Origin of the sequence: Komagataeibacter oboediens (assembly GCF_018491655.1) — a bacterium.
Taxonomy (GTDB): domain Bacteria; phylum Pseudomonadota; class Alphaproteobacteria; order Acetobacterales; family Acetobacteraceae; genus Komagataeibacter; species Komagataeibacter oboediens.
The window spans coordinates 21,401-33,293 of record NZ_JABLUU010000003.1 but is presented as its reverse complement, the minus strand read 5'-3'; the positions used below and the strand labels follow the sequence as shown (position 1 = coordinate 33,293).

Genomic DNA, 11,893 nt, shown 5'->3' with positions numbered 1-11,893 from the left:
AGCCATGCCCCGGATATCAAAGCGCATAATCGCCACCCTCCAGCCTGCTGAGAAGGACTACATCGTCTGGGACGATCAGGTCGCCGGCTTCGCCCTGCGGGTCTGGCCTTCGGGTCGGATGAGCTACGTGGTTCATTATCGAGCCAATGGCCGGTTCCGACGTTATACGATCGGCCATCATGGTCCCTGGACGGCAGACAAAGCACGCGATGAAGCGATTAAAATCCTCGCTCGTGTGAAAGACGGCAACGACCCAAACACCGAACGCGGCGAAGAGCGGACCTCCCCCACAATCAGTCAGTTCTGCAAGACTTTCATTGAACGGCATGTAAAGACGCATCTGAAATCAACCACACAAGCCGAATATCAACGCGCGATTGACCTGTTCATTATAAAAAAAATTGGCAGCCGGATGGTGGCCACCCTGACCCACTCGGATGTGGTCGCATTCCACCACGCCTATCGCCATATCCCGTATCAGGCGAACCGGACTCTGGGTGTGCTGTCGAAAATGTTCTCTCTGGCAATCCTCTGGGGTGTGCGGACAGACAACGTCAATCCATGCAGGGGCGTGAAACGCTATAAGGAGCAGAAGCGCGAGCGCTACCTCACAACAGAAGAACATCAGCGTCTTGGCAAAGCACTCGACGACGGCCGTTCCGCAATGCCGGAAGCCGTCAACGCGTTCCAACTCCTGCTTTTAACCGGTTGCCGCCTGCGGGAAATCCAACGTCTGAAATGGGAATATGTTTTTCTGGACGAAGGGATAATCAGATTACCTGACAGCAAAAATGGTGCCCGCACGGTTCAGTTGGGCGAGAGTGCGATCGGCTTGCTTGGAGACATCACGCGGGTTGAGGGCAATCCCTATGTCATCACGGGACGGAAAGACGGTGGTCACCTGACCGATCTGGAGAAGCCGTGGCGGCGCATCCGAAAGGAAGCCGGGCTGCATGATGTCCGCATTCACGATCTCCGCCATTCCTTTGCATCCGATGCGCTGGAACTCGGCGAGGATCTGGTCATGATCGGGAAACTGCTGGGTCATCGCGATCTCAAATCGACCGCACGTTATGCTCACCTCAAGAAAGAACCAATCCAGCGTGCAGTCAAAGGGATCGATTTGAAAATTTTTACGGCACTTGTTTCAGGAGGCAGCGAGAGCAACATCTGAACACGTCAATTATGCCCTGCCTCACAGAACTATTTTTAAAAATACCTAAAAATATATTCGGCTTTGTTGCACAATTCACTGATTGGTCGTGCTGAACGCTCTTATGTTTTTTGTTATACGACCGCCTAAGTGATTGAGGTTCCGAGCGTTGTGAAGCGGTTAAAAGTAGCAACGTGGATGTGAACTTCGGCGATCTTCCACGTATTTGCGAAACAAAGCCGCCGCCAAGCCAAAATGGGCTCTTCAAGCATCCTGGTAGGAATGCCTGCCATGTGTGTGCAATATCGGGTTGACAGGCTCGCAACCATAATGGATTTTATAAAAAGTCTACCGTGACAGGAGCATATGTTTTCAAAAGATGGCCCATGCCATACATCCTGCGCCCCGCTCTTCATTGAGCCGCTGGTTTCTGGTCGCGTTCACGCTCATGGGCTTTCTGGGGCAACTCCTGATCCAGAGTCAGGCAATGCCGGGAGAAATGCCTCGTGCTACCATCCTGCGCCTGACAGGCATTGATATCGCTCCACATCTTTATCACACGCCACATAAGCACTCCGTCTGTGCGGATATGCCTGGCATGACAATGGACAATGTGACGCAGGCTGTGTCAGCCGACAATGAGGGCGACCACGACCACATGTCCGGGCATCCTTCTCATCACGATGGAAGCTGTCCGTTATGCCCCCTCCTGCACCTGCCAGTATTCCTGTTCACAGCTCTCGTGATCTTGCTGGCACTGGCGTTTATTCGTTGGCAACGCCACGTCAACATCGTTAACCCCCGTGCTCCACCTGTCATCACACTTGGTGTTCCTTTCTCCTGTGGCCCCCCTGTGTCTGCGGTCTTCTAGCGCCCGCAGGCCGTTTAAGCTGTCATTCATCGACCGTACGCGTTCACTTAACGCATAGTGCGTCGCTGACGTCATAAACTAATGACGAAAAAGACAATGACCGTCCTGCTGGCTGAACGATATTCTCAGCTCAGGATCAGCTTCCATGTCTTCGACACATGTTTGCGCACACACGTTCCACCGCGCGCACTTACTTTCTGCCGCCGCAATTTTTCTTATCCCGTCCTTCGCGGCGCATGCCAATGAACTGCCCGGAAAAGAGCGTGAGAGTGCCGCATCAACCAGGCAGGCGGCGATTAAAAAAACTCCGGAACAGTCATCACGAAACACGTCAAAACAACTCGGCGCTCACGTAAAAACAGGAGCAGCCGTCCCTATATCCAGCAACGCAGCTGAGCGGCTCGTTGTCACAGCCACGCGAACGCCACAGCAGATCCAGGACGTTCCCGCCTCGGTCAGCCTGATAACACGTCAGGACATCCAAATGAGGCAATCTTCCACGATTTCAGATGCCCTCAATCGCTTGCCTGATGTCGATATGGTCGGCACGGCGCGTATGGAAGGTCAGGTTCCCCAAATCCGTGGGTTTGCGGGACGCGAGATCATTTTGATGGTCGATGGCGCACGGCGTAATTGGGATTCCCAAGGGATTGAAGCGCCGCTTTATATCGATCCCGCCTTTATCCAGAGTGTAGAAGTTGTCGCCGGATCAGCGTCCACTCTTTATGGAACAGGTGGTCTCGGCGGAGTTATGTCAATTAAGACTATTGACGCAAAGTCCCTTCTGAAACCGGGTCAAGGCTTGGGCGGAGAAATTGATGGCGGCTATCAAAGCGCCAACGGAAATGGGAAGGGATCAGCAAAAATATACGGAAAATGGGGCAAGTTCGATGCGCTTCTTGCTTATTCTGGGCAAACCTTCAACTCGATACGATTAGGGGGCGGCGAGAGACTTTCACCCAATGACGGGCAAAGCCACAGCGCACTACTTAAACTTGGATATGACATCAATGACCGAATTAGAATAGATTTTGGTCAGCAATTTTATCTTGATGAAAACTATAGATCTTCAGTGCCACAAAAAGGTCCTTCCACTTACCACTGTTCTACCTGCCAAGAGCAAAATGTCCGACAGGACGAGTCAACATTGCACCTCACAACACGTAACGAGCAAGGCGAGGAAGATGGAAGGCTGACCCTTTACAGAACGAAAATGGCCTCAAAGCAGGTGCCGAACAGCATGGACTCTAATGGCGGGTCCACTGTCCTTGAGACCTATGGTTTCGACTTACAAAAATCATACTTTCGTAATTTCGGATTGTTTGGAAGACATAAATTTACTGGAGGCGTAAATTACTACCGCGATTTTTATACGTACACCACATCTGGTTCAAATACACCCAACGCACAACAGCAGGTATATGGGGTTTACGGGCAAGATGAAATAAAATTTCGCCACCATGTCACTCTTTCCCCTAGCTTGCGTTACGATAGATACAATACCTTTCCTGAACACGGGAAAGGTCTCTCAAATAGCTCAAACGGTGCTATTCTTCCAAAAATAACATTATCGTGGCAACCAACACGCGAATGGATGATATATCTCAGTTGGGGGAAAGCTTATAATGCTCCCACCCCAGCGCAAAGCGACATGGATTTGACAGGCAATCAATGGTTCGCAAATTTTGTTTCTAACAAAAATCTAAAACCCGAATCTGCCAAAACATACGAAGGCGGATTTACTTATACAAAGAGCGCACTGTTTAGCGAGCACGATCGTGCGAGCGTCCGCGCTACAGGTTTTTACGAAGACGTAACCAATCTCATTCAAGAAGTTGCTATCGGGCGTTTTAATGGAAAATATGGGAAAAACAGACCCATTTATCAATATCAGAACGTTGGACACGCCACACGTTACGGTATTGAGCTACATAGTAATTACGACATAGGAAACTGGGGGTTTGATCTGAGCTTCAGCCACATAAGAGTCACAAACGCTCGGACCGGTGCTGGGTTGTACTCGCCTCCAGATAAAGTTGCCGCTGATATGCGTTACCGTTTTCCGAACATCGGACTGACTTTAATGTACAGCCTCATGGCCGTAGACGCTCAGAACTACGATGCAACTATTATTCGTCGGCGTCCCGGCTATATGGTGCACGACATACTCGCAACCTGGGCACCTCCTCGCAAGCCTTGGCGAATTAATTTTGCTGTTACCAACTTATTCGACAAGGAATACAGTATGTATAAAATGGCTTCCACAAACGTTGATTTTCCTGAAGTAGGTCGCAGCTTTCGCTTTGATCTATCATATAGATTTTGACAATCGCCAGGAGGTTATTCTGAAATAAATCAAATTATTACACGTAATTCCATTGATTTATTTCCTGTTTTTATGTATAATTAGACGCCACATAGAATGTCTATTGTGGTTACTGGAGGTATGAAATGACTATTACTATAACTATACTTAAAACCAAACAAATTTCTGTACCTGTCCGGGCCGGACTGCAGTGTGGTTCGGGTGTCTGCGGTTATAACGCTTAAAACAATACAGAGACTGGCGCCTTTCCGCGCCAGTCTCGCCCTAGGAGGTATACGATGTGTAACGGTTCTATTGGCATAAATTTCACTGGCGGCCAATCTTACTCATCTATTATGTCCCTTATTGACGAGGGACATATAGATTACGTCGAACTCCTGATCGACAATTTTTTACATCTCAATCCAACAGAAATTGCAAAGAAATTTCCTTGCCCTGTCGCATTCCATATTATGCAATCCCGTTTTTTGGAGCGAGGTGAGGAAGAATTAAAGTATATATCAAGCAGAATAACGCAAATGTCTGAGGCGTTTCAGCCACTTTATATTTCCGATCATATCGCACTTTTCGAGCATAACGGAACTAATTTTTATCAACTCGCCGAAATAAATTATGCAATAGGGTCAATATATTTTGATAAAATTCGGCGATGGCAGGATATGCTTGGTCATACTCTATATTTAGAGAATTATCCTTCACTGCTCGACGGTTCTTATGAAGCTCCAACTTTCTTCGAGCATATATCAAAGAAAACTGAATGTAATGTGTTGTTTGATATATCCAATGCTGTTTGTGCCTCTAGGAATACGGGCGCAGACATAGACGACTGGAAGAATGTAATATCGAAAACGCTACACTATCATGTTGCAGGATACACTCCAGCACCAAGCGATAATAATATTTTAATTGATTCACATTCGGAGCAGATTTCATCAGAAACGGAGATCTTCATAGATCGTTATGCTGATCTGTTTTTTCGTGAAAATACTACAATTACTTACGAACGAGACGGAAATTTTGATTACGACCTTATAGTGGAAGATTTAAACAGCCTTCGCTTGAAATCGAAAAACCAGAGTGTATACAATGAACAATCATAGAAAATATTTGCGTGATATCGATGTCATAGACTTTATGTCGCGCCCAGATCAGTTTTCTTTGTTTTCTGACAACAGGCGCGCGTTGGTGCGATTAGATATTGCGTGGCGCGGTTATTGGCATGCTCTTTATGATCCATGTCCATCCCTACTGGATTTTTCTGGTGATCAAGACGGATTCAATATTTTTCGGCCCTTTATGAGGTGGGGTTCTGAGCGAAAAATTTGTTTTGGTTGGCCATTACACCTCTGGGTTATCATTTGGTTGCAAGAAAATGAGATGCTGAATAGTTCTAATTCCGAAATCATTCTATCGGAATTGGCGGGAGCTGCAGCTGCTCGGTGGGCCATATCTGATCGCACAGAAGCACTAGGCATCGCCATTTACCGCGGTATCAAACAAAACTGGACTGTCGGCTGGAAGTGCCGTGCGGTAGATCTGCAACGAGAAATTCAAGAAATTGAAATTGGTGCGGATTTAAGCCCGGAAGATGATATTCCGTCGTATTTCCTTATTTTTGATAACAAAATTTCTGTATTCCCTGGATGGAGCCGCATACTGTGAGCAATTTGACCTATGCGCCGTCAGTGTATAGAATAAATTTTTTTTTGTTATTCATTGGGATGGGTCTATTTATTTTCCCGGCCTTTTCTTCAAACGAAGCCCACGCAGCACCAAAGCTCGGGCGCCTTACTTTCCAGGCGGCATTCGGAAACCAGCCGGTAAGTTGTGCTAGAACCATAAGCCCGGTGGGGACAAGCGACAATACGGTCCGCATCAACGATCTACGCTTCTACATCCACGATGTGGCGCTGCTCACGAAGGACGGCCGTGCGGTGCTGGTCAAGCCAGGGCCGTCCGGCCTCTGGCAGCGTGACGGGATAGCGCTGATCGACCTGATCGATCGCAATATTCCATGCAGCGATACGACTCCGTCGCCGAACTCGGCTATCAGTTTTGTTTGGCCGCAAGGCCATTTCACCGGCCTGCGCTTCACCGTTGGGCTGCCTATGGCCGCCAATCACGGCGATCCTACGATTGCACAGCCACCACTGAACATGACGAGCATGTTCTGGACCTGGCAGTCAGGATATCGTTTTTTCACGCTCGACATCACGATGATTCCGAAGCCTGGCGACAAAGCGCGACCGCACGGCTTCCCTGTCCATATCGGGAGCACCGGCTGTGAGTCCGCCAGCGCGGTCGAGGCGCCGAAGGGCGCGTGCACGGCCCCGAACCTCGTCACGGTCACGCTGCCGGAGTTCGATCCGGCGCATCAGACCGTGAAGCTCGACATAAGTCGACTGCTCGCTCTGAGTAATGTCAGCACCAACCAGATTAATAGTGCGCCAGGTTGCATGTCTGGACCGGACGACAAGGATTGCGCAGGTGTGTTCCGTGAGTTCGGCCTGCCATTCGGATCAGAGACCTCTCCGCCGGCTCAGTCGGTATTTCGGGGTCGATAAGATGCGCACGTTATTTCGCAAAGTTCTCCAGATGGCCCTTCTGGGTGGGGGGGCGCTGCTTCTATCGGCCGCAACCCGGCCCACGACGTGGCATTGGGACATCCCCTCCTGGGCGCCTGCGCCAGTCGTCCCGTCCGACAATCCGATGAGGGCAGAGAAGGTCGCACTGGGGCGGCGGCTGTTTTATGACAAACGGCTATCGGAGAATGGGACGCTCGCCTGCGCGTCGTGCCATCTCCAGAAACTGGGCTTTGCCTCTGGTGTCCCGACGCATGTAGGCGCGCATGGCGAGCCGGGACTACGCACGCCGATGCCACTGGCGAACGTAGCCTATCTGCCGAGCTACACCTGGGCCAATCCACAGCTCACCACTCTGGAAAAGCAGATGCTGATCCCGATGTTCAGCGACCAACCGGTCGAGCTGGGCATGGGCGGCCAGGAAAAGGCGCTGTTCGCCCGGCTCTCGGATGATCCCTGCTATGCGCGCCTGTTCCGTGTCGCCTTCCCCGAGGCGAAGGGCGCGATCACACTCTCCACGGTCACGAAGGCGATTGCATCCTTCGAGCGCACGCTGCTGTCCTTCGACAGTCCCTACGACCACTCGCTGCATGGCGACAAGACGGCGCTGTCCCCGGCCGCGCAACGAGGCGAGGCGCTCTTCTTCGGCGAGAAGCTCGAATGTTCGCATTGCCATAATGGCCTGAATCTGACCGACAATATCCGCGCGGCTAACATGCCCTTTCCAGAAACAGGCTTTCACAATACCGGCTTGTATAACGAGGACGGCAAGGGGGCCTATCCTGCCAGTGATCACGGGCTGCGGACAGTGACAGGCAATGCCGAGGACGAGGGGAAATTCCGCACGGAAAGCCTGCGCAACGTCGCTCTGACGGGTCCCTATATGCATGATGGCTCCATCGCCACGCTGCACGACGTGCTGGCAGCACATTACTCGAAGGGAGGTCGGTCGGCGACAGGGCCACACGGAGAGAACCCGTTGCGCGACCAGTTCATAGAGCCGTTCGATATCAGCGAGGCGGAGATCGCGGACGTGATCGCCTTCCTGAACTCCCTGACGGATCAGAGCTTCCTCACCAACCCGGCGTTCTCAGATCCGGGAAAGACCTGCCCTTTGGCTCTGCCCTCAGCCTCTCCCTCTGGTAAAGGCGCACAATGATGACTTCGCGACTGGTGTACGGCTTATCGCATCTTAGCAACTCCGCCATGTCATCAGGCGTCGATATGGTATCTGGATCTGGTGTCTTCGTCTTCGATTCTTCGGGTAAAGACTATATCGACGCGGTGTCGGCACTGTTTTGCGCTACGCTCGGCTTTCATAATGAACGCCTGATCGAAGCCGCCACACGCCAGATGCGAGAGCTGCCAGTCTATCCCACCGCGCTAAACCGGACGGTCCCTGTCGTCCACGCGCTTGCGGACGCGCTCAGCGCGGCAGCGCCGATACCGGACGCTCACGTTCTTTTCGCCACAACCGGATCGGAAGCTATCGAAACTCTCATTAAAACGACTTGGTATATCAATAAACAACGAAATCCAAAACGGCATAAAATAATCACGCGTCGGGGGAGCTACCATGGATCGACGATATTTGCCACGAGACTTGGCGGGATCGAAAGCATTATCAATTCATTCGATCTGACGGGTGACGATATTCTGTATGCTGCGCAACCCCGCTGGCCACGTGACGCGTTGGCTGGAGAAACAGAAGAAGATTATGCACATCGCCTGGCGCTGGAACTGGCAGAACTGATAGATCACACGGGTGCCGAAAATATCGCGGCCTTCCTCTGCGAGCCAGTCTCGATTGCTGGCGGCATGTACCCAGCGCCGGAAGGATATTTTGAAGCAATACGCAACGTCTTGTCGATGCGCGATATTCCTCTTTATTTCGATGAAATCGTGACGGGCTTCGGTCGAACCGGAAAGATGTGGGGAAGCCAGACCGTCAACCAGACGCCCGACTGCCTCGTCGCATCGAAGGGGCTTTCAGCGGCCTATCAACCGATTTCGGCGGTCGTCATGAATGATGATTTTCACTCCGCATTGGTGGACTGCTCGATTATGCACCATGGGTTTCATCATGGCGGCACATATCACGCACATCCTGTTGCCGCTGCCGTCGCCCTTGAAACGCTAAAAATCTATGAGGATGAAAGAATAGTAGATCATGTGCGGGATATTTCAGAACATTGGATAAAGATGATTTCGAAACTTGCGGCACACGAACTGGTCCGATCCACACGGACAATCGGATTATTAAGCGCGATTGAAGTCGGATTCCGTAGCTACAGGGAGCTTGATTTCCGAAATGATGAGAAGAGAGACATCAAACGGTCAGTTGTGAAAGCATGTATGGAACACGGCGTCCTGATAAGAATCTCACACGATAGCATAATTTTAGCACCACCTCTCATTATTTCTAAAAAAGACATTGATGAGCTTGAGCAACGCATGACGAAAGCTTTCAATACTATTCTGTTTTCAACAGCATAGCTGCGTCGAAGGTATCCTTTTCGTTGGTCAATAAGAGACTTTTTTCTCTGAAAATATTTGTCTTTCTGCTGTAATTCACACCAAGCAAGGAAAGTAAACATGACTTCTATCCGTAAAATCGTTGCCTCTATGTGTCTCGCAGGGAACTTCGTTCTGCAGATGGCGGACCCTGCCTATGCACATGCCCACCTGAACGCCGAAATACCCGCTGCGGATAGCACGGGAACGGCGCCGCAGAGCCTGACGCTAGGCTTTACTGAAGCAGTAGTTGTCAAGCTCACCGGCGTCGTTGTCACTGGCCCCAAGGGTAATGTTATAGAAACAGGAAACGTTTCCCTGTCGGATGACGGCAAGACTCTGACGATCCCGCTCAAAATTGACCTCGTGCCTGGACGATATTCCGTAACCTGGCACGCCCTTGCCGTCGATGGACACAAGACTCATGGCGTCTACGGGTTCACAGTTACTAACCGATGACACCGGATGCTTTCCTGATCCTATGTCGCGCCGCACGAGACAGCCTGGCGCTCTTTCTTACAGGTAGCCTGCTTTTTGCAGGGTGGCTGGCTCCGCGCAAACTCGGAAACGCACTCTCTGCCCGCCTGGGAAAGTTTTGGGCATGGGGGAGCGTTTTTACGACGGTAATCGTCGTTGCAACACTGCCAGCCGAAGTCTCCGAGGTCGGAGATGGATGGCAGGATGCCTTCTCGCCGACTTTAAGCAAAGCCGTGCTTGTTGACACCACCATTGGACAGGCATGGATCATTCAGGCCGTAGCTGGCGTCTGTCTTCTACTTCTAACTTGGCGTAAATGCGGCGCGGTCCTGTCGGTCATACCCGCATGCGTGCTTCTGACGGCGACAGCCTTGACAGGTCACGTGCGCATGATCGGTGTGGGCGCGATGTTCTTCCAGGCCGTGCATTTGCTTGCAGGTAGTTTCTGGTGCGGGGGCCTCATCCCCGTTGCCATGCTTGTCAGTGATACACGAAAAAAGAAGTGGGATTGCTCCATGCAAGTGGCGTTAGCACGGTACTCGGCTGCGGGGCATATCGCGGTGCTTCTGGTCCTGCTTACCGGCTCTGGACTCGGCCTGAATATCCTGGGGGGATGGCCGAAGCATGTCACTGTCTATTCTACACTACTCATTCTCAAGCTGGGATTAACGAGCGGTATGGTCTGTATCGCCTGCGTCAACCGCTATGTATACGTGAAAAATCTACGCCAGAAAAGAAACATTACGGTTAGCCTTAAATATCTTCAACGCGGAACAATAGCCGAAATTGCACTTTCTATTGCTGTTATTGCAATTGTTGCCGTTGCTGGGAGAATGGACCCGACAATCTTATCTCTGCCTACAAACTAGAGTCATGCGCGCATATCTATAGATGCGAATAAATATATCTAGGTATTAATTGTGGTATATAAGACATATATAAATATTACATTATATTTTTCATGTATACATAAATTATATTATTGTGAGTTACAACACTCACACTACAAACTGTCGAATTTTAATTTGTATGAGAGGAAAGAAATGGAATGGTAAGACACCCTCCTCTTGATCTACGGGAACTGCAATGCGTATGCGCAATTGCTCTTCAAGGAAGCATCCATGGCGCGGCACGCGCTCTAAATTCCAAACAGTCCGCAGTCAGTCGTTCACTTCGGCTACTTGAGGAGCGCGTCGGAATTCAGCTTTTCCGCAGGACATCATCTGGCACAACGCCTACGCCAGTCGGCGAAGCATTCCTCCGACAAGCTGAGGCTCTGTTGCACGACACAAATGCTCTTTATGAATATACTCGGAGATGCGCCTTGGGTGAAAGCGGTATCGTATCAATAGGAATACAAAGTAATGTACCGCCAGGACGGGTGTCGGCCTTCATCGAACCGTATAGAATTCTTTATCCCGGTATTTCGTTTATATATCGTGACGTATCCAAGAGAGATGTAATTTCGGCTCTTTTCGACGGTATCGTTGATTTAGTAATTATAGCCCTTCCGCTGAACGAATCTTGCGCAGCTACCTTACCACTGTGGAGCGATCGAATTGTCGCTGTGACACCGACAAACCATCCTCTTGCTTCGTCTGTCACGACATGTTGGAGCGATTTACGGGAAGAAACTTTTGTCTTCGGTAACGATGATACAGGAGAGGACATGTCTACACTGTTAAAACGCAAAGCAAGCATTGCTGGCTTTCTACCAACAGTGTGTAGGGAAGAAATCATAAGTCTGCGGACGATCGCTCTCGTCATTAACGGACATGGTATTACGCTCATGCCGGCTGGCTGGCTCGCATTTTTTCCAGGTACGATCCTTGAGCAGGTAACTGTGCTAGAAGTGCGCGACGGCGACGGTTTTTCACATCTTGATTACGGCATTGGATGGCGCGATAGAAATTTGTCGACCGTCGCACATAAAATACTTGTTTTCTTGGGAAAGCAGAATCTCGAATAGA

The 11,893-nt window shown here is 50.4% G+C and carries 12 protein-coding genes and 1 pseudogene; all 13 read left to right on the top strand.

The annotated features are described in order from the left end of the window. Positions 1-4: 4 nt before the first annotated feature. The 13 genes and pseudogenes from HNO79_RS03810 (at position 5) to HNO79_RS03755 (ending at position 11,892) form a co-directional block, all read left to right on the top strand. Positions 5-1,174 (top strand): site-specific integrase, encoded by a 1,170-nt coding sequence (locus HNO79_RS03810; RefSeq protein WP_034931190.1) that lies wholly within the window; start codon positions 5-7, stop codon positions 1,172-1,174. Positions 1,175-1,532: 358 nt separating this feature from the next. Further along, positions 1,533-2,024 carry a DUF2946 family protein gene (locus HNO79_RS17450; RefSeq protein ID WP_029329788.1) on the top strand — a complete coding sequence of 164 codons (492 nt, stop codon included), beginning with the start codon at positions 1,533-1,535 and terminating at the stop codon, positions 2,022-2,024. Positions 2,025-2,169: 145 nt separating this feature from the next. Continuing rightward, a complete protein-coding gene (locus HNO79_RS03800) occupies positions 2,170-4,350 on the top strand; it encodes a TonB-dependent receptor domain-containing protein (RefSeq protein ID WP_082770917.1) in 2,181 nt (726 codons plus the stop codon). Between the two features lie 125 nt (positions 4,351-4,475). Next, the gene (mbnA, locus tag HNO79_RS17445) at positions 4,476-4,574 is read left to right on the top strand and encodes a methanobactin (RefSeq protein ID WP_082770916.1); all 99 of its coding nucleotides are present in this window, start codon (positions 4,476-4,478) and stop codon (positions 4,572-4,574) included. A gap of 54 nt (positions 4,575-4,628) precedes the next feature. Next, entirely contained in the window at positions 4,629-5,450 is an 822-nt protein-coding gene (gene mbnB, locus HNO79_RS03790) for a methanobactin biosynthesis protein MbnB (RefSeq protein ID WP_010517450.1), read from the top strand. After that, on the top strand, positions 5,437-6,012 hold the full coding sequence (gene mbnC, locus HNO79_RS03785; protein ID WP_010517452.1) for a methanobactin biosynthesis protein MbnC: 576 nt from the start codon (positions 5,437-5,439) through the stop codon (positions 6,010-6,012). Before mbnB ends, mbnC begins: the two co-directional genes overlap by 14 nt. Next, positions 6,009-6,914, top strand: coding sequence for an MbnP family copper-binding protein (locus tag HNO79_RS03780; RefSeq protein WP_157132976.1), 906 nt, complete (start codon positions 6,009-6,011; stop codon positions 6,912-6,914). The genes mbnC and HNO79_RS03780 overlap by 4 nt, the downstream gene beginning before the upstream one ends. A gap of 31 nt (positions 6,915-6,945) precedes the next feature. Then, entirely contained in the window at positions 6,946-8,091 is a 1,146-nt protein-coding gene (locus tag HNO79_RS03775; RefSeq protein ID WP_050800618.1) for a methanobactin export MATE transporter MbnM, read from the top strand. Between the two features lie 47 nt (positions 8,092-8,138). After that, positions 8,139-9,428 (top strand): aminotransferase class III-fold pyridoxal phosphate-dependent enzyme, encoded by a 1,290-nt coding sequence (locus HNO79_RS03770; protein WP_157132979.1) that lies wholly within the window; start codon positions 8,139-8,141, stop codon positions 9,426-9,428. Between the two features lie 99 nt (positions 9,429-9,527). After that, positions 9,528-9,905, top strand: a complete 378-nt coding sequence (gene copC, locus HNO79_RS03765) for a copper homeostasis periplasmic binding protein CopC (RefSeq protein WP_010517558.1) — start codon at positions 9,528-9,530, stop codon at positions 9,903-9,905. Then, entirely contained in the window at positions 9,902-10,792 is an 891-nt protein-coding gene (locus HNO79_RS03760; RefSeq protein ID WP_034931184.1) for a CopD family protein, read from the top strand. The genes copC and HNO79_RS03760 overlap by 4 nt, the downstream gene beginning before the upstream one ends. 179 nt (positions 10,793-10,971) lie before the next feature. Beyond that, positions 10,972-11,163, top strand: a pseudogene (locus HNO79_RS17470) (LysR family transcriptional regulator); the annotation flags it as partial. A gap of 84 nt (positions 11,164-11,247) precedes the next feature. After that, a complete protein-coding gene (locus HNO79_RS03755; protein WP_228120804.1) occupies positions 11,248-11,892 on the top strand; it encodes a LysR family substrate-binding domain-containing protein in 645 nt (214 codons plus the stop codon). The last annotated feature ends 1 nt before the right edge of the window (position 11,893 follow it).